Source organism: Promicromonospora soli (genome assembly GCF_014653785.1).
GTDB lineage: Bacteria > Actinomycetota > Actinomycetes > Actinomycetales > Cellulomonadaceae > Promicromonospora > Promicromonospora soli.
Genome location: NZ_BNAS01000003.1, coordinates 358,847 through 380,359 on the forward strand (window position 1 = coordinate 358,847; position 21,513 = coordinate 380,359).

Genomic DNA, 21,513 nt, shown 5'->3' on the forward strand with positions numbered 1-21,513 from the left:
CTGGCCCGGCTATGTCGATGTCCCGAGACACGCCCATTCCGATGACCCGAGACACCCCATTCCGATGTCCTGAGACTCAACACTGCCCCCGCTACGAAATCAGGCCCGGGAATCCTTGGATTCCCGGGCCTGTGAGGTATCTGGAACCTGAACCAGTCACCACAAACCCTCCACTTGCCTGGTGTGGAGACCCCTAGGGGCGGGAGCTGTCCGAGGAGCTCGGTGCGACGGCCCAGCCCAAGGACGCCGGGGTCGCGGTGCACCACTACTTTCTCGCGCGGGTTGTCTCGATGGACCTGGCGTTGCGGTCGGGCCCGGAGTTCCAGGAACCGACCCGCGGGACGTACGAGGTCGAGCATGTCGACCTGCGCAACGGCGAGGCACTTGCCGGCGCCGATCTGGCGCCTGCCGCGTCGAAGGCGTTCATCCGGACCAACCGGAAGGCGCCGCTCGCGGAGGCATGACGTTGCCGGACACGGAGCCCGGCCTCCTGTCCCCTATCCGACGTACGAGTCGTCGAGTAGCGGAATCCAGCCTTGTAGTGGGTTGCGGGAAGGCGCGAACGCCTTGACGAGCTGGCGTGTTAGCGCTCACAATCTGGTCGAAGCCGACGAAGTCTGGGTGACAGGGCGTCCTGCTTCGTTGGAGTTTCGATCAGGCGTGGCCGCGCCATGAGCAGCACAGATGTCCTAACAGTTCTCCCGCATGCGCACGGGTATGGGTCGCGGTGCACCCCTCTCCGGGTGAACCGTCCGGCTCTCTTGATCAAGGAGGATCATGTCTGCCCATTCTAGTTCCCAATCGATTTCCAGTTCTCAATCGATCGCGCCGCCGTCGCGGCGACCTCGGTGGTTGAAGCGGTTCGTCGCCGCCACCGTGGCGGCACTGGTGGCCGGAGGCGGCATCTTCGCGGTCACCGAGACGGCCGCAGCCGCCACGGTCGACCCCACCGCCTGGTATGTGCTGCTGAACCGCAACAGCGGCAAGGCCCTTGACGTCAGCGGCGTGTCCACCGCCGACGGAGCCCTGCTCCACCAGTGGACCCGCACCAACGCCAACAACCAGCAGTTCCAGTTCGTGGACGCCGGCGGCGGCTACTACAAGCTCAAGGCCCGGCACTCGGGCAAGGTCATCGACGTGTCCAGCTGGTCGACGGCCGACGGCGCCGCCATCCACCAGTGGACCGACACCGGCGGCGCCAACCAGCAGTTCCGGCTGGCCGACTCCGACAACGGCTACGTCCGGTTGATCAACCGCAACAGCAACAAGGCGGTCGAGGTCCAGAACGCGGCGACCAACGACGGCGCAGGCGTCGTGCAGTACAGCGACTGGGGCGGCAGCAACCAGCAGTGGCAGCTCGTCCGCGTCGCCGAAGAATGGAATCCCGATTCGTCGTATACGACGACGGATGCCGGCGACGGCACCTACACGGTTCCCATGCTGAAGTCCGACGTGCCGGATGTCAGTGTCGAGCGCGTCCCCGCGTCGCAGAACGACGAAGGTCGCGACATCTACTACATGGTCAGCACGACGATGCATCTCAGTCCTGGCGCACCGATCATGAAGTCGTACGACCTGGTCAACTGGGAGACCGTGAGCTACGCGTTCGATCGCCTCGACATCAGTGATGCCGCGTCCTTGCGCAACGGCAAGAACTCCTACGGGGAGGGGCAATGGGCGTCGTCGATCCGCTTCCACGACGGCACCTACTACGTGCTCATCAACTCGCTGAACCTCGGCGGCGCCTTCCTCTACCGCACCGACGACATCGAGAACGGAGCGTGGACGAAGACGGCGTTCGGTCGAGGCTTCCACGACCCATCGCTCTTCTTCGACGACGCCAACGGCGGAACGCCGTACATCATCTACGGCGGCGTCAGCGCCGTTCGACTCAACCCGACGCTGACGGCGGTCGAGGAGGATTTCCCGGACTTCATCCGGCGCAGTGACTACGCGGATAAGCCGTACGTCGGCAGCGACGGGATCTTCGAGGGCGCCCAGGTGTCCTACATCGACGGCTACTACTACGTGGTGATGATCACCTGGCGCAGCAACGGCCGCCAGGTCGTCATGTTCCGTTCGCCCGAGCTGCTCGGCCGCCTCGCGGCCACCCCGGCGCCCTACGAGTCCTATGGGGCGCTGGCCTCGAACGGATTCGCGCAGGGCAGCCTTGTGCCCATCAAGAATGACGCGGGCGGCGACGACTGGCACGGCTTCTTCTTCCGCGACTCGTATCCGGTCGGTCGTATCCCGGCGCTGATCCCGGCGACCTGGAGCAACGGGTGGCCGACCTTCGGCAACAACGGCGTAGTGCCGGTCGACGGCGTCTTCGAGAAGCCGATCAGGCTCACCCCCGAGCAGGAGCGTTTCGAACGACTCAAGAGCGTCGTCGTGTCCGACGACTTCGACAACGATGCACCGCACCGTGCCTTCCAGGACGAGCGGTGGACGCTTCCGACAGCGCCCGACATCGACGAGACGCTGGTCGGAGTCGAACTCTTCGGCAATCCCGGCGTCGAGTCCGGAAGCACGGCGAGCTGGATCGCCAACGACGGTGCGACGCTCTCGACGACGACGGACGCGCACACGGGTTCGAGGGCTCTCGCGGTCACCGGGCGGAACGCCACGGGGTCGGGGCCGGCGCAGAACGTCACCGGCAAGGTGCAGCACAACGTCACGTACGACATCTCGGCGTGGATCAAGTACGACAACCCGGCGAGCCCGGCGACCAAGCAGTTCCTCATCACTGCTCGGTACGGCGGCAACAACACCACCTTCACCAACCTCACGCCCGCCACGGCCGTGACCCGCGGGAGCTGGGGCAAGGTGTCCGGGTCGTTCACGATTCCTGCATCCCAGGCCCTCTCCGACGTGCGCATCTTCATCGAGACCCCCTGGGTGAGCAATCCGTCGGCAGACCCCAACACGCACCTCATGGACTACAAGGTCGATGACGTGTCACTCGTCGGGCGGCCAGCCGCCGAGCCGCCGCATCCCGATGAGATCGCGCCGAACGGGTCGAACCTCGACCTGGCCTGGGAGTGGAACCACGCGCCCGACAACCGGTACTGGTCGCTCACCGACCGCCAGGGGTGGCTGCGGTTGACGGCCGGCAAGGTCGTGACCGGTGCGTACACCCACCGCGACCCCGGTGGCGAGCTCACCTGGCTCGAAGAAGCGCGCAACACGCTCTCGCAGCGCTCCTTCGGGCCTCGGACGTCGGCCGAGACGAAGCTGGACATCTCGGGCATGAACAACGGCGACGTCGCCGGTCTTGCAGCGTTCGGCCACGACTTCTCCTACATCGCGGTCAAGCGCGTGAGCGGGGTGAACACGGTGGGGGTCGTCCATCGCGGACGTCCCTTCACCGCACCGGTCGACCAGTCGGCGATCGAGAGCTTCGTCCCCGGCACCGCTACGGCGCTCGGGGGTGCCACGCAGGTGCACCTGAAGGCAGATCTGGACTTCGCCCGCAGTCCGGGGCAGCTCTTCACGACCTTCTACTACAGCTTGAACGGGACCGATTGGACCAAGCTCGGCAACGCCGTCGGGCCGCTCGAGTTCGCCGGATCGACACACTTCATGGGGCACCGGGTCGCACTGTTCAACTACGCGACCCAGCAGACAGGCGGCCACGTCGACTTCGACCGCTTCCTGCTGAGCGACACGCTGACCTCGCAGAACCAGCCGCTCGACAAGAGCGACCTGAATGCTGCGATCGCCTACGCCGAATCGCTCGACTCGGGTGACTATCCCGCCGAGGCGTGGGCGGCGATGCGCGACGTACTTGCAAAGGCGCGCACGGTGGCGGCAGGGGTGGTCGGCACGCAGAACCAGATCGACGCCCCCGAGCGAGCGCTCAGCTATGAGCTCGCCCGCCTCGGAACACTGAAGGCACCGGCGCCGTGACTCGATGACGACCACCTTTCCGGCACCCGCTGCGTGGCCAGAAAGGTGGTCGTCACGGTGCTCGCGGCCAACGCGGAGGAGGTGCCGATCACGGTCGCCTTCGAGACGCCGTACTCGGCTCGCACATGCAACTGATCTGAGCGGCACGGACCCTGCGACCAGGTCCGTGTCACTCAGAACCCGGTCCCGAGGCCAGCCTCGGGACCGGGCTTCCGACGTCCCACGGGACGTCATCGAGGAGAGTGCGTGGAACTGCGACGGCGCAGACGCGTGCCGAGGCGCCCCCTCCGGCGTCCACAACCTCACGGAGAAGAACGCCCAGCGCGCGGGGTCGCCGTCCTTCCGGCGAGGCATCTAGGGAGTGTCGTGATACGAGGCCACGCCGATTCTTCCATCACGAAGGGGCATCGAGTTGTGCTGACTCGATGCCCCTTTTGTGGGATCTGACGGGCCGCGGGGTGGACTCCGCTCCGCGGGCTCGCCCGTCTCTATCCTGCCCCCGCTACAAAATGAAGGCCCTGACCAGTGCAGATGCACAGGTCAGGGCCTTCGCACTTGCGCTTGCGGCATGAGCTCGAACCGGATCAGACCGGATCCTGGTGCTCCGAGTAGTCGGATGCGCCGAAGGGGATGATGAGTGCGCCGCCGGGCGTGTTCGACACCGTCCCGTCGCTCTCGAGCCCGATGAACTTGCCGGTCGAGCGGCCGCCCGCGTAGTCGAAGACGAACACCGTGCCGACCGGGATCTTCTCCTCGCGCCAGGTGAACAGGTACAGACCGTCGTCGAGCCTGTAGGTCGTAGCGAGCTCTGCGGCGGCGTGGCCGCGCTGCTCGCCGACGAGGTTGTGCCAGACGAAGCGCCGTGAGCTCAGATAGATGTGCTCGTACAGGTGGTTCGGGCTGTAGCGGAACAGCGTGCGTCGTCCGATGAGGTCACGTGTCGGGGCGGGCGTCTCGGGGGAACCAGGGGCACCATCAACCCGTCCGCCGTGGAACGACTGCATGACACGCGTCTCGACGTCCGCGCCGTCGTCGTGGATGCGTGAGTGCACGATGAGTGCCCACCCCCGATCCGGATGGACTGCCACGGTAAGGGTCTCGACTTGTCGCTCCCCGAGCGAGAAGTCGATCCAAAAGGCGCCGTCGCCGACCGGGACCGCCTCGTAGGGGTCCGTTCCCGAGCCGGCCCAGGCGAAGTTCTCAGCACTCCACGTCACCGTTCCGCTCTCGCCGAACGTGAGGCTCAGTGCGCCATCGGCGCCGCGCACGACCAGCGAGCGGCCCGCAAGGTCGTCGCTCGGCGCGATGCGGTTGGCGTCGATTCCGGCCGAGAAGTCCTCCATGCTCAGCCAGTCGGCGGACTCCTCGCCGAGGGTGTTTCCGGGGATCTGTTCGGACATCGTTGCCTTCCCTTCTCTCGAAACGGTCAGTGCAAGGGGACTCTCGGCGGCAGGTGGACTTCGGTGACCACTTGACCGATCAAGGTCTCTCCAGGGCACGACCGTGGCAGGGCGCACGAGGCCAGACCAGGCAGGACGGGTCTCTGTTCGCTGTGAGACAAGGGACGTTCCGCCTGGGACAACCAGGTCGAGGTCGCCGCGAGGGATGGTGGGGGCGGCGTCGAACGAGCCCCGACGCCGTGAGGAGCTTCTCGTGGTCGCTGCCCCTACTCCGACATTCTCTCGGCAAGCCGTGTTCCCCGAGCGGGGCGTCGTTGAGCTAGCAACTATCGAGGTGCCGCCGCCTGCATCGGATCAGCTGATCATGCGGGTACGGCGAGTGGGTATCTGCGCAACAGACCTGCATCTCCTCGAAGGGCACATCGGGGATCCCTTCCCCCTGGTGCCTGGGCACGAGTTCGTGGGAGAGGTCGCTGCGATCGGCGGCGACGCGGCGCACCGTCGTGGCCTTGCGGTCGGCGATCGCATCGCTGTGGAGATGCTGCTGCCGTGCGGTGCCTGCTCGCGGTGCGCGGAGGGCCGGTACAACCTGTGCGACCGTGACGACCCGGCGGCCGGGGTTCCCGTCGGCCGGGAGTACGGCGTCAACATTCCGCGCACAGCAGCGCCGGGCCTGTGGGGCGGCTACGCGGACTATCTGCACGTACCGGCCGAAGCGATCGTCCACCGCCTTCCCGATACCGTCCCGTGGGACACTGCCGCGCTCGTCGAGCCGCTCGCGGTGTCGTTCCGGGCGGTGCAGCGCGGCCGGGTCGCCCAGGGTGACCGGGTCGTCGTCATCGGGCCAGGGCCGGTCGGCCTGCTGATCTCAGCCGCGGCGAAGATCGCCGGTGCGGCGCGCGTCGTCATGGTGGGCACCCGGCAGAACCGGCTGGATCTTGCCCGCCGCTTCGGTACGGACGCGGCGGTGAACTCCCGGGTCGTGGATGACGTGCGAGACGCTGTCGCGCAGGAGCTCGACGGGCTGGCCGATGTCGTGATCGAGAGCGCCGGAGTCACGGCTGCGCAGTCGCTGGCGGTGACCCTCGTGCGCCGTGGTGGCCGCGTTGTGCTGGCCGGCGCGTGCGGGTGGGGTGCTGACGTCACGTTCGGTGCCGACCGCGACCTGCTCACACGAGAGATCGACGTGCTGCCCTCGTTTCTCTCAGCGGGCGGCTATGAGCCGTCGATCGCCGCGCTCACCGACGCGGCATACCCGTATGCAGATCTCGTCACGCACCGGTATCCGCTGGAGCAGGTGCGTGACGCGTACGACGTCGTGCGTGAGAAACGTGACGACGTCATCAAAGCCGTGTTGGTCCTCGCCGACTGACTGGCGCACCCACCAATCACCGCATCCGCCAAGCACAAGGAGTCGCAACCATGAAGAGCCCCCGTGAGGTCATCGAGTCGCACTACGCCGCCGGAGAGCGAGGCGATCTGCCCGGCATGTTCGCGGACTTCGCGACGGACATCGTCTGGACCGAAGCCGACGGGTTTCCCATGGCCGGCACGTACGTCGGCGTGGACTCCGTGCGCGACAACGTGTTCGTCGCTCTCGCCAAGGAATGGGACGGCTGGGCCGTCGCGATCGACGAGCTCGTGGTCGACGGCGAGACCGTGGTCGGGATCGGCACCTATACGGGGACGAACAAGGCGACGGGTAAGTCCTGCAGCGCTCGTGTCGCTCACATCTGGCGAGTACAGGGCGGCAGGGCCGTCAAGTTCGAGCAGATCACGGACAGCGCCGAGGTCCTCGACGCGATGCACTGACCGTCGGCCCGAGGCGGCTCGAGCAAGGCGGTATGCCTGCCCGAGCCGCACCGGACTGCGGGTGAGTCAGGGCAGGAGGAACCCGCGGAGCTCGGGCAAGGCGCCGTCACGGGTGAACACGGGAACCAGGTGCCGCGGGGCGTCGGCCTCGATCCACTGGCCACCGGTGTGCACGGCACCCGTGTGCAGGTCGGTCCAGGTCGCGCCCGCCGGCAGGTACACGGACCGCGACGTCGCGCCGGGCTCGATGACGGGCGCGACCAGCACGTCCGGCCCGTGCATGAACTGGTCACCCACCTCCCACGCCTGCGGGTCGCCGGGGAAGTCGTGGAAGAGGCCCCGCATCACGGGCTGCCCGTCTTCGTGCGCCGAGCGCATCACCGCACGGGTGTAGTCGCGCAGGCGCTCCCGAAGATGGACGTAGCGCGCGAGGATCTCGTAGTTCTCGTCGCCGAAGCTCCACAGCTCGTTCCCGGCGCCCGACGGCAACCGACGGGTCCCGTCAGCCGCGACGACCGGCACCTGCGGGCCACGGTCTCCGTGCAGGCGCATCACCGGCATGAACGCGCCCATCTGGAACCAGCGGACCAGGAGCTCCTGGAACGCGGGGTCGTCGGTGCGCCCGCCGCCGAAGCCGCCGATGTCCGTGGTGAACCACGGCACGCCGGCGGCGCCCATGTGGATACCCGCGGTGATCTGCCGGCGCATCGCCGTCCACGACGAGTGGATGTCGCCCGACCAGACCAGCGCCCCGTAGCGCTGGCTGCCCGCCCATGCGCAGCGCACCAGGTTGACGATGTCGGTCTCGCCGTCGCCCTGCTGGCCCTCGAAGACAGCGCGGGAGAACGCCTGCGGGTAGAGGTTGCCGACCTCCAGCGCCTGGCCTGCGTGGTACCGGTAGGCGGCGAAGTCGTACAGCCCGAACTCGGGCTCGGCCTCGTCGAGCCAGAATGTGCGGATGCCGTGCCGCCCGTACCCGGCGCGGAGCTTGTCCCACAGGTACTCCCGAGCCCTGGGGTTGGTCGCGTCGACGAACCGGCTCGGGCCCTCGAACCACATCTGGACGTCGATGCCCCGGTTGCTCTGCACCAGGAGGCCCAGGCGGGACATCTCGTCGAAGTTCTCCGACGTGAGCGCGACCTGGGGCCACACGCTGACCATGAGCTCGACGCCCATCTGCCGCAGCTCCTCCACCATCCCGCTCGGGTCGGGCCAGAACTCCTCGTCGAACCGGAAGTCGCCCATGGCCGGCCAGTGGAAGAAGTCCGCGACGATGACGTCCAGCGGCAGGCCGCGTCGGTGGTGCTCCCGCGCGACCTCGAGGAGCTCGGCCTGAGAGGAGTAGCGCAGCTTGCACTGCCAGAAGCCGAGCCCGCGATCGGGCATCACCGGCGCGTGTCCGGTCGCGTCGGCGTACGCCCGGGTGATCTGCGCCGGCGTCTCGCCCGCCGTGACCCAGTAGTCGATCTGGCGGGCGGACTCGGCCGACCACTCGGTGCCGTTGCGGGCGAACGTCGCTCGCCCGATGGCGGGGGAGTGCCACAGCATCCCGTACCCCGCGCTGGAGATGACGAACGGGACGCTGGCCTGCGAGTTGCGGTGCGCCAGCTCGAGGGAGCACCCCTTGAGGTCGATGTGGTCCTGCTGGTACAGGCCCATCCCCACGAGCTTCTCGTCGGCCGGGCTCTCCAGGAAGAGCGCGGCCTTCCCGCCGCCTGTGGCGACCGCGTCGTACTGGCGGGCGTTCAGGGCGAGTGCGCCACCGGAGTCGCGCTCGGACAGCAGCTCGCGACCCTCGGCGTCCTGGAAGCTGACGCGGCACCCGAAGCGGCGCTGTCCACCCTGCCAGTGGTAGAAGTCGTACGCGCTCACGACGACGCGCAGCCCACCGTTGACCAGGGTGGCTACGGCACCGTCGACCTCGACGCGTGCGTGCTCCACCTCCGGTGCCGGGAGCAGCGCCCAGTCGGCGTCGACGACCTCGCCCATCGCCGACCGGACGCGCGCGCTGTTCGGTCCCCACGGCTCGACGACGAGGACCTCACCCCCTCCGCGCCATGTCAGCCGTGTCCCGTCCACGTGCCAGGGTGCGGCGGTCTGTGACCCGGGTCCGGTGGTCGCGGACGGCGTCGTCGTCGTCATGCCATGGTTCCTTCGTTCGGTGGTGAATGCGTCATTGGTGCAGGAAGTCCTTGCGCGGCGGGATGGCCTCGGCCTCGAGGAACAGCTTGACGACGGCGGCGCGAGAGGTGTGGACGACGAGCTCGCCGGCTGTCTGCTCCCACGCGACCGGACCTGATTCGCCGAGGATGGTGACCTCCTTGACCGGGCGGGTGAGAAGTCCCGCGCCGCTGCCGAAGGCGCGGATGCGCAGCTCGTTGTCGTCGGGTTCGGCCAGCGGGATCGCATAGACGTAGTCGCCGGTCACGTGCGCGCGGCTGGTGAACCGGAAGTCGGCTCCGGTGAACTTCCGGGACTCTGAATCGACGAACGATCCGACAGCCACCTGTGTCGGTCCCTCTCCGGAGATGACCCAGGGCCTGGTGCCGTAGATCGCTTCGCCGTTGGTGGAGAGCCAGCCACCGATCGTCAGCAGGAGCTCTTGCTCCGCCGCGGGGATGGTGCCGTCCGGTTTCGGGCCGATGTTCAGGAGCAGGATGCCGTTCTTGGAGACGACGTCGGCGAGCTCGACGATCAGGTCGTGGGCACTCTTGTACTCGTGGTTCGTCACCCACGACCACGCGGTCTTCGACACGGAGGTGTCGTTCTGCCACACCGTGGGGCGGATGGCGCCCATCGTGCCGCGCTCGATGTCGTAGACGGCGGAGCCTTCGGCGAAGGCGTCCCACTTGTAGTTGATGACAACCTCGCGGCCCCAGGCGGCCGCGCGGTTGTAGTAGTAAGCGGCGAGCCTCGCCACGTATGGCTTGAACGCGGGCTGCTCGATCCACCAGTCGAACCACAAGACCTGCGGGCGGTAGCGGTCGATGATCTCGACGGTGCGCAGCAGCCAGTCCTCGAGGAAGCGCTCGTTCGGCGCGGTCTCCTCGCGCTGCGCCGGACCGTAGAAGTCCTGCGTCTGGCCAGCGAGCACGTCGGAGTCGAACTTCGTTCCACCGTTCATGAAGAACCAGTGCTCGGCGCGGTGCGAGGAGGCGCCGCGCACCATCCACGCCCGGTCGGTGGCGGCGCTCAGGTCTCCGAACACGTCACGCTCGGGCCCCATCCGCGCTGCGCTCCACCGGGAACGCTGCGTGTCGTACATCGCGAAACCGTCGTGATGCTCGGCGACGGGCACGACGAACTGCGCACCTGCCCGTCGGAAGATCTCCGCCCACTCGTCGGGATCGAACTGATCCATCGTGAAGGAAGGGATGAAGTCCTTGTACCCGAACTTGCGGTGGTCACCATAGGTCGCGACGTGATGCTCGAACTCCGCGGTGCCCTCGCGGTACATGTTGCGCGAGTACCACTCGTTGTTGAAGGCGGGGACGGAGTACACGCCCCAGTGGATGAAGATGCCGAGCTTCGCGTCCTGGTACCACTGCGGTGGCGTGTAACCGCTGAGGGACTCCCAGGTGTCCGTGTAGGGGCCGGCGTCGATGACGGCTTGGACGTCGGCGAGTGCTTCGGTGTTGTCTGCGACATCGACCGGATCGGGCAGTGCGGCAATGTCGAGTGGTGGCAGAGACTCGGTCAAGAGCGTTCCTTTCGGGTTCGCGGATTCGTCAGGCCCAGGCGGCGCTGAGCCGGTCGTACTCTGCGGCGGTCACCGGCAGCACGACACCATGGCACGGGTCTGGCGGCAGGCGGTACTCCTTTGCGGGAGCCCACTCACCGCCGGCGAGGTCGGTCGTCTCGAAGGGGACGTAGCGGCGTTCGGGGGTGAATTCGTCGATCCAGAGGTACCACTTCTCCTCGGTGTTCGACCTGTACACCAGGGGGCCCTCGCCCCGGCTGACCGCGCCCAGGCCGATGCCTTCGGCCAGGGGTTTCCAGTCGGCGGCCGTCAGCGAGGCGGCAGTCTCGGAGAAGATCGACTTTCCCAGCGGCGCGCCCGCGATGCGGCTGCGTTCGTCCTTCAGGAACCGGTAGTGCACGCCCCGATGCTCGATGACGGTGGCGTCGATCGTGCTCCATCCTCGATCGATCCATACGCGCGGCTCCGAGAACTCGCGGAAGTCGCGGGTGGTGGCGCACATGATCCGGTTGTAGCTCTGGCCCTTGTGCTCAGGGTTGTCGAAGAGCATCGAGGACCAGTGGACGACGTAGGCGTCCTGCTCGGGGTCCCAGACCGACTCCGGTGCCCAGGTGTTGCCGGCTTCGGGCGGCGCGACCTCGACGAGCCGGCCCTCGCCCCAGTCCACCAGGTCCGTCGACTCCCAGACCATGATCGAGCGGCTGCCCGAGCGCTGCATCTCATCCCAGTCGTCACGGCCGTGGACCCGCAGGTCGGTCGCGACGAGGTAGTACCGGTCGCCGTCCGGGGAGCGAACGACGTGCGGGTCGCGGACGCCACGTTCGCCCAGGCTGGAGTACAGGACGGGCTTGCCGCCGTTGAGGTCGTCGAAGTGCAGCGGGTCGTTGCCCGCGCTCAGGGCGAAGTGGATCTGCTCGCCGTCGACCGACTCGCGCTTGAAGTGCACGTAGAGGTAGCCGGCGTATTGGGGCTGTCGGCGTGCTTCATCGGATGTCATGGGGTCCAACCAGGCCTTTCAGATTGTTCAATAGGCACGGATCTCCTCCACGTCGACCGGCGCCTCCGGGAAGGTCAGGCGCACGGTAGAGGCCCGGCGCGGCTCGAACTCGAGCCGCACCGACAGTTCTTCACCGCCCGGTCCGGCCTCATGGATCGGCTCGAACACGCGGCCGTCCGTACTGGTCTCGACCAGCCACGGCTGCTTCGGGACCTCGGGGAACACGATCACGATCCGGCTGATCTCGTACGTGAACTCCAGACGCGCCGCGATCCACGCACCCGGTTCGCTCGAGGCCGCCCTCCAGAACGTGCGGCTGCCGAGCGCGGTCACGTTGGCACCCTCGTAACCTGGCAACGCACTGCTCGCGGCGACCGGGCGGGAAGCGGTCAGGGACACCTCACCAGTGCCGGCGGGCCGTCCCGTGACCCACGGAGCGTGCGGCGCGAGCCGCCAGGTGCGCTGCGGCTTGGCCGGCCCCGTAGCGAAGACGACGAGCTCGGCGGGCGTCACGCCGTGCGCGGTCGCGCGGATGCGTTGCATGCCGGGCGCGTACGAGCGGAACTCGATCGCGCCCGCGCCGCCCCACAGGCTGTCGGTCTCAGGAGACAGCGTGATGCTGCGACCCGAGGGGAAAAAGCCTTCGCCTTCGACGAGGGTGAGGGTCACTTCCCGGTCGTCGGCGACGCGAGTGCCGCCGGAGTCGAGGAGCTCCACCACGAGCCGCACGTCGCCTGTGCCGTCCGTCGGCATCTCTTCCGCGTCGGAGCTCAGGCGCAGCGCGACCGCCGTACCGGGTCCGGGAAACGTCGGCGGGGCGATGCCGCGCAGCTTCTCGCGGTACCAGTAGTAGGGTCTGCGCGGCATCCGGAAGTAGTCGACAAGGCCCTGGAGCCCGGCGCCTGGCGCGATCGACTTGTAGTGGTAGGCGCACCACAGGATCTTGCCCGAGCGCCACGGGTGGTCGACCTCGACACCGTGCTCCCACGTCACCTCGTACTCTCCCGGACCCCGACCGAGCACGCCGTGGTACTCCGAGACGAGGTTGGGGATGCCCGGGTCGTGGAAGATCTCGGCCCCGTCGCCGTTGTAGCCGGCGATGTCACCCAGGACGTCGAACCCCTTGCGCTGCGCACCGCCGACCGCGGCCGGACGGGTCGGGTCGAGCTCGTGCGCGAGGTCCACCAGCTCGCTCGTCAACGCCTTCGCCTTGCCGATCACGTGGTCGTCGCTGAAGAAGGCCTCGTTGCCGATGCTCCAGGTGACGATGCTCGGGTGGTTGCGGTGGGAGCGGATCATCTCGCGCAGCGCGCGGCGCAGGCTCTCCTCGAACTCCGGCTCGTCCTCGGGGTTCACCGGGTAGGCGCTGGCGAACCAGTAGCCCTCGACGTTCTCGCCGCCGATGCCCCAGAAGTGCAGCTCGGACCAGAACAGGAGCCCCTGACGGTCGCACTCCTCGGCGAAGTAGGGGTGGTGGGGGTAGTGGGAGCCGCGGATGATGTTCATGCCCAGGTCCTTGACCATGGCGATGTCCCGGCGGATCCCTGCGCGGGTCCCCGCGTCGCCCCAGCCGCCCCGGTTCTGGTGCACGTTGGCGCCGTGCAGGTCGAGGTGCTCGCCGTTGAGGAAGAACCCGCGGTCTGCGGTGAACTCGAACCAGCGCACGCCGAACGCGGTCGTCTGCTGGTCGCGCAGCGTGCTGTCGACGACGACCGAGGCGGTCAGCGTGTACAGGTCGGGATGGTCCGGATGCCACAGCACTGGCTGGTCGACTGCGCCCGCGAGCTCGACCACCTCGGTCGAGCCGGCTGCGATCGTGCGGCGGACGGGCGCGAGCGACGCGACCGACCCAGCGGCGTCGGAGACGACGGCCGCGACGGTGACCGCGACCGGACCGGGCTCGTCGTTGACGACCTCGACCGAGGCGTTCACCTCGGCCCGCTCGGCGCCGACCACCGGGGTGGTCACGCCGATGCCGTACCAGTCGAGGCGGACCCGGTCGGCGACGATCAGGCTGACGTCGCGGTAGATGCCCCCGGCGAAGCTGTAGTCGCCGGCCCGGGGTGCCAGGCGCGGGTTCCAGTGGTTGTCCACTCGGACGAAGACGCCGTTCACCCCTGCGACCACCGCGTCAGAGATGTCGACGACGAACGGCGTGTAGCCGCCCTCGTGGCGCCCGACGAGCCGCCCGTTGACGAATACCTCGGCGACCTGGAACACCCCGAGGAACTCCAGGGCTATCCACTTGCCCGTCCACGCCTCGGGCACGTCGATGCTCCGGCGGTAGCAGCCGTGGCCGACGTAGAACCGGGGCTCGCGGAAGTCCGGCAGGTCGAACGAGTGGGGCAGTCCGACGTCGTACCACTCAGGGTCAGGAGATTCGAGCTCGGCGCCGGAATGCTCGCCGTAGCCGAACGTCCAGTCGTCGTTGATGAAGCGCTGCTCGCGGATCACTCGGTTTCCGGCCTTTCAGGGTGTCTGGTGCGACAGGCGGGCCGCCCACTCGTGGACGGCCCGCCTGGCGTTGATCGGGTACGACTACTTGGCGGCGTCCCAGGCTTCCTGGTAGATCTCGACGTAACGCTCGGCGCCGAGCTCGGCGAGGTTCTGCTGGAACTCGGCCCAGTCCTCGTCGCTCTCGATGTCACGAGCGCCGGTGACGAACTCCGCGCCGGCCCGGACGACAAAGCCCTCCACGTTGGTCTGGACCGTCGCGAGCTCCTTCGCGGTGTCGCCGGTCACCGGGACGTCCCAGTACGGGAACGCCTCGTCGGACTCGTGGCCCTCGTAGAGCTTCGTCGCCTCGAAGAGGCGGCGCTCGTAGCCCGCGGGGTCGTAGATGTCGGTCGCGGTGACCTGTCCGCCGCGGAACTCCGCGCTGCTGTAGATCTGCGCGATCGCGCCCCAAGAGTTGTTCTGGCCCTCGCCCTCGGGCGGCGCGAGGGTCTTGAACAGCGGCTCGATGCTCTCGTCGAGGGCCACGTCGCCCGCCTCGGGCTTGGCCCAGTTGACGCCCTCGACACCGTACTCGGCCTGGAGGTGACCCTCGTAGGAGACGATGAAGTCCGCGATCTGCATGAGCTTGCGCTGCTTGGCCTCACTGGCGCGGTTGGTGATGACGAAGGTCGCGCCGCCCGCGCTGACGGGGCCGGCCCAGGTCGTGTCGGAGCCGTTCGGTCCGGTCAGCGGCGGGACCGCGTCGTACTGCTCGTAGCGCCCGTCCTCGTTGTCGGCGCTGACGAAGCCCGGGTGCAGAACGGTGGCAGATCCGACGACCACCCCGTCCGCACTGTTGCCCTTGGCGCTGAGCGCCTCGCCGTTCTGCGTGAAGGTGGCCTCGTCGATCAGTCCGTCCTTGTACAGGGAGGCGACATACGTGATCCCCGCGCGCCATGCCTCGCGGGTCGGCTGCAGGACGACCTCGCCGTCGACGGCCCCGAGGGAGGCCGGGGTGGTGCCCTGCGGGTTCACGAGCGGGGTGTAGACGAACGGGTTCATCAGGTACGGGAGGGGCGAGCTGCCGACATCCGCGGTGAGGGGGATCTCGTCGGCCTTTCCGTTGCCGTTAGGGTCCTCGGTCTTGAACGCCTCCAGCACCGTCTTCAGCTCCTCGGGCGTGGTGGGCTGCTCGAGGTCGAGGGTCTCCAGCCAGGCGGAGTTCATCCACAGCTTCGCACCGTACGAGCAGTGATAGCAGTCGTTCCATGTGGGAAGGCCCCAGATGGTCCCGTCCGTGGACGTCGCCATCTCCTTGAAGTCTGGTTCCTTCTCGAACGCGGCGGTGATGTTCGGGGTGTCCTCCCCGATCAGGTCGTCGAGCGGCAGGATGACACCCTGACCGCCGAGCTTCACCAGCTCCTCGTTGGTGAACTGGTTGACCCACGGGACGAGCATGTAGGCGTCCGGGTACTCGCCGCTGGCGAGCGAGACCTGCCGCTTCTCGGCGGCCGCGGCCGCATCGTAGGTAGTCGTCTCGAACTGGAGGTCGACGTCGAACTTCTCCTCGAGCACCTTCGTGAACGCGTTCTCGTCCAAGTCTGCATCGGCACCCTGGGGGGCGAAGATGGTGATCACGTCGTCGGGCGAGGTCTCCGGCCCCGACGAGCAGGCGGAGAGCGCGCCCGCAGAAACGGCCAACGCCGCTCCGGCCGCCGCCGCTCGGGCGAATCTGCTGGTCATCTTTGACTGCCTTTCGTTGACGAGCTGATGGGATTTAGGGGTGATTGTTGAGCCCGCACAGATTCAGCCCTTGACCGAGCCGATCATCACGCCCTTGGTGAAGTGGCGGGCCACGAACGGGTAGACGAGCATCACGGGCACTGTGGAGACCACGATGAGCGAGTACTTCATGAGGTCGGCGAGCTGCTTGCGCTCCAGCAGGTTCGTGAGGTCCGAGCCCCCGGCGTTGTTGTTGAGGACCAGGATGTTTCGCAGCACCAGCTGCAGCGGATACAGATCCTCGTCGCGGAGGTAGATCAGCGCGCTGAAGTACTGGTTCCACTGCCCGACGCCGTACATGAGCGCGATGACCGCCAGCAGCGGCTTCGACAGCGGCAGCACCACCGACCACAGGAACCGCAGATCGCTGGCGCCGTCGAGCTGGGCGGCCTCGTAGAGCTCCCCGGGGATCGACGACCGGAAGTAGGTCGCCGCGATCAGCACCTGCCAGGCCCCGAGCGCGCCGGGGATGATCATCGCCCACCGGGTGTCGAGCATCCCGAGCGACTGCACGACCATGTAGGTCGGGATCAGTCCTCCGCTGAACAGCATCGTGAACAGGACGCCGCCGGTCAGCACGCGCCGCCCCACGAGGTCGGAGCGCGAGAGCGGATAGGCGATCATGACGGTCAGCGCGAGGCTGACCAGGGTCCCGGCGGCGACGTAGAACAGCGAGTTGCCGAAACCGGTGAGGATGGCGGAGTTGTCCAGCACCGCCTGGTAACCGCGGAGCGTGAAGTCGACCGGCCACAGGAACACCCGTCCGCCCGAGACTGCCGCCGGGCTGGAGAACGAGCTGGCCAGGATGTTGATCAGCGGGACGAGCACGATGAGCAGGAAGGTTGTCAGGAGGATGTAGACGGCCGCCATGAAGACCCGGTCGAAGCCGGTGTCGTGCATCCGGGTGCGGCGGCGCGGCTTTCGGCGCTCGGTCTCCGGCTCGGCTCCGAAGTCCGGTCGGGTTGCGGTCTCGAGGGTCATTGCATGCGCTCCCTTCACCACAGCCCGTTGCCGGTCACGCGCTTGGACACGGTGTTGACGGCCAGGAGCAGGATGAGATTGATGACGGAGTTGAACAGCCCGATCGCCGTCGCGAGGCTGAAGTCGGCGCTGAGCAGGCCGATCTTGTACGTGTAGGTCGCGATGATCTCCGCCTGCGAGAGATTGAGCGGGTTCTGCAGCAGAAACGCCTTCTCGAAGCCGATCGCCATGATGCTGCCGACGCTGAGGATCATCACGACCACTACCGTCGGCGCGATCCCGGGCAGGTCGATGTGCCAGATCTTCTGCAGGCGGTTGGCCCCGTCGAGGCGGGCGGCCTCGTACAGGCTCGGGTCGATGCCGGCGAGCGCGGCCATGAAGATGATCGCCGAGTACCCGGCGGTCTGCCAGACGTCGCTCCAGACGTAGACGTGCCGGAAGGAGTCGGGGTCGGCCAGGAGGTTCGTCGGCATGCCGAAGAAGCCGAGGACGTCCGCCATGAACCCGATCCGCGGCGAGAAGATCAGGATGATCATCGACACGACGATGACGGTCGAGAGGAAGTGGGGCGCGTAGGTGACGAGCTGGACTGTCCGCTTGAAGAAACGCAGCCGCACCTCGTTGAGGGCCAGGGCCAGGATGATCGGGATGGGGAACCCGGCCAGGAAGCCGTACAGGCTCAGCATCAGCGTGTTGTTGATCAGGTCCCACGCGACCGGGTTGGCGAAGAACCGCTCGAAGTTCTCCAACCCGACCCAGGGGCTGCCCCAGATTCCGGCGACCACGTTGTACTCCTTGAACGCGATCACGTTGTTCGCCATGGGGATGTACTCGAAGATGACCAGGTACGCCACGGGGAGGATGAGCAGCACGTAGAGCTGCCAGTGCCGGCGCAGGCTGCGTTCCAGGGATCGCCGGCGGCTCATCGTTCGGACCTCCCGTGAGCCCGGGGGTGCCGCCAACCGGCGGTCGAGCACGGCCGTCATGGGGCCGTCGCCTTCATCGTCATCATCGCTCCTTTGCGACGTGCCGTGAACATTCACGGCACCGTGAAGGTTCACGGTAGGGAAACGGCATCATCTGTGTCAAGGCGGCGACGCCGAGATTTTTAAGTCAGGCCGAGGCGCGCCAGAGCATTTCGGTGCGGACGGTGCGATGAATCGGAGCGATCGAAGCGAAATCGGCCTCCGCCAGGATCTCGGCGATGTCCAGCGTCTTGGATGCGAGCCCTTGCCGGTCGATGGAGATCGTCGTAAGGGGCGGGTTGACGGCCTCGCCGAGGGAGAGGCCGTCGACGCCGACGATGCGGACGCGGCCGGGGACGTCGATGCCGAGGGCGTGCGCGTTCTGCACCGCGCCGAGGGCCATGAGGTCGTTGAACATCAGGACGGCGTCGGTGTCCGGGTGCCTGCGCAGGAGCTCCCCGAACGCGTGGCCGCCCCCGGAGATCGTGTCCTCGTCAGCGACGACGACACCGGTCAGCTGGTCCCCGACCGCGCGCTCGAACCATCCCCGCCGAGGCGTGGGTTCGTAGGCACCGAGTGTTCCCCGCGAGTACCCCGCGTCCACCATGCCGAACCGACGTGCCCCGCGCTCCCGCAGCGCTCCGATCGCCTCCACGATCCCCGCCTCGAGGCCGACATGGACCGAGTGGAGGCCAGGCAGGGTGCTCACGGTCTCGAGGTTCACCACCGGGAGGCCGCGGCACGCCTCGCGTAGGTCGGCCTCGGGCCCGCCGAAGTGCCCAACCAGCACGTCGACCTGTCCGGACAGCCTTTCCAGGATGTCCGAGAGCTCGCCGACGGCGGGCGCCAACAGCACCTGCCAGCCGCGTTCGGCGGCCCCCGACAGCATGTCCGCGGCGATGTCGGTGTAGTACGGGTTGCGGAACGACGCGACCACGAGTCCCAGCGCGTTCGTCTTCTTCCGGGTCACCAGGTTGCGGGCGAACCGGCTCGGGCGATACCCGAGGCGGTCGGCCGCGTCGAGCACACGCTGCCGGGTCGACACGCTGATGTCGGCCATGTCGTTCATCGCTCGCGTCACCGTCTGCCGGGACACCCCGGCCTCTGCGGCGACGTCGAGGATCGTCACACGTTTGCCCACCGATCAACCCTTCTCGATCTCATAGGTCCGGCCCGCCACGGACCTCCAGGCCCAGCGCGCGCGGCCGCGCGGTGCGGGTCCGGCGGGCTGTGGTTCGATCGCTGCGCCCGTGTCGTCGAGGACCGACGGCCGAGGTCCGGCGGCCAATTCGATCACGAGCTCGTCGTCGACAGCGGTACGGATACGGGCGCGTCGCAGGACGCCCGACTCCCAGGTGACGTCGACGGTCCGGTCCCCGCGCGCACGGAGACCCCGGACGCTACCGCTTCGCCACGACGGCGGCAGCGTCGGTAGCAGCGAGACGGCGCCGTCGTGGCTCTGCACCAGCAGCTCGGCCAGCCCGGCAGCTCCGCCCAGGTTCCCGTCGATCTGGAAGATGGCACCGCTGCCCATCGGGTGCAGGTCGAGCAGCGATGCCGAGCTCAGCTCGTCGACGAGGATGCCGATCGACCGCTCGGCCCGCTCTGCGTCGCGCAGCCGCGCGGCCAGGCAGAGCACCCACGCTTGGCTCCAGCCCGTGTGCCCGCTGCCGTGCTCGAGGCGGTAGGCCAGCGCCCGTCGCACGGCCTCGTACTCGGCGGGCGTGGCCGTCTCCGTGATGCGAGTGCCCGGGTACGCGCCGTACAGGTGCGAGAGGTGCCGATGATCGGGCTCGCTGGGCTGCAGCGGCTGCGCCCACTCGCTGAGGCGGCCGGCGTCGTCCACCGTGGGGAGCCGGAGGCGGGCGAGGGCGTCGCGGCAGCGCTCTGTCAGGTCGCCGACGTCGTCGAGGCGCTCGGCGAGCCGGACGTACCGGTCGAGCGCTTGCGCCGCGAGCTCCTGGTCGAGCGTGGACCCGGCGGTCACGGTGCCGCGCTCGCCGCCTGCGAGGAAGGGATGCTCCGGGGACGTCGACGGGCTCACGACGAGCTTGCCCTCGGCGTCCTCGACCAGCTGGTCGAGCGCGAACTCCACGACCGCGCGGGTGACCGGCAGCGCGACGGACCGAGCGAACTCGTCGGACCAGCTGTACTCGAGCCGGTCGCCGACGTGCGCGGCGATCCAGGCCAGGCCGAACTGCCAGTTCGACCACTGCGGCTCGCCGTCCACGGGCGGCGTGAACCGCCAGATGTCCGTGTTGTGGTGTGTCGTCGAGCCCCCGGCGCCGTAGACCGCCTGAGCGGTGGCGCGGCCGGCCTCGGCGAGGTCGCGGGCGAGGTCGAAGAGCGGCTCGTGCAGCTCGGGCAGGGCTGTCGACTCGGCGGCCCAGTAGTTCATCTCGACGTTGATGTTGGTCGTGTAGTTGGAGCTCCAGCCCGGCCGGACGTCGACGTTCCAGATGCCCTGGAGGTTCGCCGCCTGCGTACCGCGGCGGCTGCTGGAGATGAGCAGGTACCGGCCGAGGTCGAAGTACCGCTGCGCCGCGGTCGCCCGGGAGTCGTCCGACGCGGACAGGTCGAGCCGGACCCGGTCGAACAGCTCGGTGTAGTCCTCGAGGTGGCGACGTCGCAGGTCGGCGGCCTCCCGCGCGAGCGCGGCGCGAACCCGGGCCCGCGCCTCGGAGGCGAGGGCCGCCAGATTGGCGCTCGGCCGCTCGCCCACGCCCCGGAAGCCGCTCGCCGCCGAGGCGACGAGCCGGCGGTCACCAGTGACGGCGGCCACGACCGCCCAGCCCATGCCGGCGTCGACCAGGCCGTGTTTGTCGGGCGCGGTCGTGTCGTACGCGAGCGCGTCATCGCTCGCGACGTAGTTCGGCAGGGCAGTGCTCGGCGCGCGTCCGACGGCTACCAGCCACTCGACGCCGTCCTGCGTCGACACGGTGACGTCGACGCCGGGATGGGGGGAGTCGAAGCCGAGCGCGGCACCGGGCGGGGCCTCGGCGCCGTCGGCCTCGGCGACGATCACGCCGTCCGGGGCGCTGACGTACGTCTCCATCGAACCCGATCCGGTGGCGACCCGGGCGGTGGCCGAGGCCAGGTCGAGCTGGCGCCCATAGGTGCCTGACTCGTCGGGGCCGGACTCGTCGTGCGAACCCCACCGCCAGGACAGCCGTCCGAGCGGCTGGTACGACTCGGTCCAGCCCTGGGCCTGGAGCTCTCGGGCGAGCTTGTCGGCTCTCGCGTGCTCTCCGGCGGCGACCGCCGCGCGCAGCTCGGCGAGGGCCACAGGGCGCACCTCGTTCAGCGGCCCTCGACCCGGGCCGCCGGACCAGACGGTGTCGAGGTTCAGGTCGAACTCCTCGACCCCCGGTCGTCCGTAGACGGTCGCGCCGAGCGAGCCGTTGCCGAGCAGGAAGGCCTCGGGGAACCCGGCGGCCGGCCGCTCCAGACTGATCGCCTGGTCATCGGGCTGAAGTTCAGGTGACACAAGCTCTCCTTCGAGTCCGTCCGTGAACCTTCACGCTAGCAGTA

14 protein-coding genes are annotated in these 21,513 nt (G+C 68.2%); 4 read left to right on the plus strand and 10 right to left on the minus strand.

The genetic code is table 11. The features are described from left to right. The first annotated feature begins 257 nt into the window (after nucleotides 1-257). The gene (locus tag IE250_RS11700) at nucleotides 258-464 is read left to right on the plus strand and encodes an NUDIX hydrolase (RefSeq protein WP_189669456.1); all 207 of its coding nucleotides are present in this window, start codon (nucleotides 258-260) and stop codon (nucleotides 462-464) included. A 388-nt stretch (nucleotides 465-852) separates the two neighbouring features. Further along, nucleotides 853-3,909 (plus strand): RICIN domain-containing protein, encoded by a 3,057-nt coding sequence (locus tag IE250_RS11710; protein ID WP_229872373.1) that lies wholly within the window; start codon nucleotides 853-855, stop codon nucleotides 3,907-3,909. A 584-nt stretch (nucleotides 3,910-4,493) separates the two neighbouring features. On the opposite strand, the gene IE250_RS11715 is transcribed toward IE250_RS11710, so the two are convergent. Next, complete coding sequence (locus IE250_RS11715) at nucleotides 4,494-5,309, minus strand: MoaF C-terminal domain-containing protein (RefSeq protein WP_189669457.1); 816 nt, start codon at nucleotides 5,307-5,309, stop codon at nucleotides 4,494-4,496. A 292-nt stretch (nucleotides 5,310-5,601) separates the two neighbouring features. Here IE250_RS11715 and IE250_RS11720 point away from each other — a divergent pair, with 292 nt between their 5' ends. Together IE250_RS11720 and IE250_RS11725 are read left to right on the plus strand one after the other, a co-directional pair. Continuing rightward, nucleotides 5,602-6,681, plus strand: coding sequence for a zinc-dependent alcohol dehydrogenase (locus tag IE250_RS11720; protein ID WP_189669458.1), 1,080 nt, complete (start codon nucleotides 5,602-5,604; stop codon nucleotides 6,679-6,681). A gap of 50 nt (nucleotides 6,682-6,731) precedes the next feature. Next, a complete protein-coding gene (locus tag IE250_RS11725; RefSeq protein WP_189669459.1) occupies nucleotides 6,732-7,121 on the plus strand; it encodes a nuclear transport factor 2 family protein in 390 nt (129 codons plus the stop codon). Nucleotides 7,122-7,187: 66 nt separating this feature from the next. Here IE250_RS11725 and IE250_RS11730 read toward each other — a convergent pair whose 3' ends face one another. The 9 genes from IE250_RS11730 to IE250_RS11770 all read right to left on the minus strand — a co-directional run bounded on the left by IE250_RS11730 (nucleotide 7,188) and on the right by IE250_RS11770 (nucleotide 21,469). After that, the gene (locus IE250_RS11730; RefSeq protein ID WP_189669460.1) at nucleotides 7,188-9,263 is read right to left on the minus strand and encodes a glycoside hydrolase family 31 protein; all 2,076 of its coding nucleotides are present in this window, start codon (nucleotides 9,261-9,263) and stop codon (nucleotides 7,188-7,190) included. Between the two features lie 31 nt (nucleotides 9,264-9,294). Beyond that, the gene (locus tag IE250_RS11735; RefSeq protein WP_189669461.1) at nucleotides 9,295-10,821 is read right to left on the minus strand and encodes an alpha-L-fucosidase; all 1,527 of its coding nucleotides are present in this window, start codon (nucleotides 10,819-10,821) and stop codon (nucleotides 9,295-9,297) included. 28 nt (nucleotides 10,822-10,849) lie between these two features. Beyond that, nucleotides 10,850-11,818 carry a glycoside hydrolase family 43 protein gene (locus IE250_RS11740; RefSeq protein WP_189669462.1) on the minus strand — a complete coding sequence of 323 codons (969 nt, stop codon included), beginning with the start codon at nucleotides 11,816-11,818 and terminating at the stop codon, nucleotides 10,850-10,852. 27 nt (nucleotides 11,819-11,845) lie between these two features. After that, nucleotides 11,846-14,272 (minus strand): glycoside hydrolase family 2 protein, encoded by a 2,427-nt coding sequence (locus IE250_RS11745; protein ID WP_189669463.1) that lies wholly within the window; start codon nucleotides 14,270-14,272, stop codon nucleotides 11,846-11,848. A gap of 84 nt (nucleotides 14,273-14,356) precedes the next feature. Continuing rightward, entirely contained in the window at nucleotides 14,357-15,997 is a 1,641-nt protein-coding gene (locus tag IE250_RS11750; RefSeq protein ID WP_189669464.1) for a type 2 periplasmic-binding domain-containing protein, read from the minus strand. A gap of 63 nt (nucleotides 15,998-16,060) precedes the next feature. Continuing rightward, entirely contained in the window at nucleotides 16,061-17,017 is a 957-nt protein-coding gene (locus IE250_RS11755; RefSeq protein WP_189669465.1) for a carbohydrate ABC transporter permease, read from the minus strand. 14 nt (nucleotides 17,018-17,031) lie between these two features. Next, nucleotides 17,032-17,943 (minus strand): ABC transporter permease, encoded by a 912-nt coding sequence (locus IE250_RS11760; RefSeq protein WP_229872374.1) that lies wholly within the window; start codon nucleotides 17,941-17,943, stop codon nucleotides 17,032-17,034. 187 nt (nucleotides 17,944-18,130) lie between these two features. Continuing rightward, nucleotides 18,131-19,123, minus strand: coding sequence for a LacI family DNA-binding transcriptional regulator (locus IE250_RS11765; RefSeq protein WP_189669467.1), 993 nt, complete (start codon nucleotides 19,121-19,123; stop codon nucleotides 18,131-18,133). 3 nt (nucleotides 19,124-19,126) lie between these two features. Beyond that, nucleotides 19,127-21,469: a glycosyl hydrolase family 95 catalytic domain-containing protein gene (locus IE250_RS11770; protein WP_189669468.1), complete on the minus strand. Its 2,343-nt coding sequence runs from the start codon at nucleotides 21,467-21,469 to the stop codon at nucleotides 19,127-19,129. Nucleotides 21,470-21,513 lie beyond the last annotated feature (44 nt).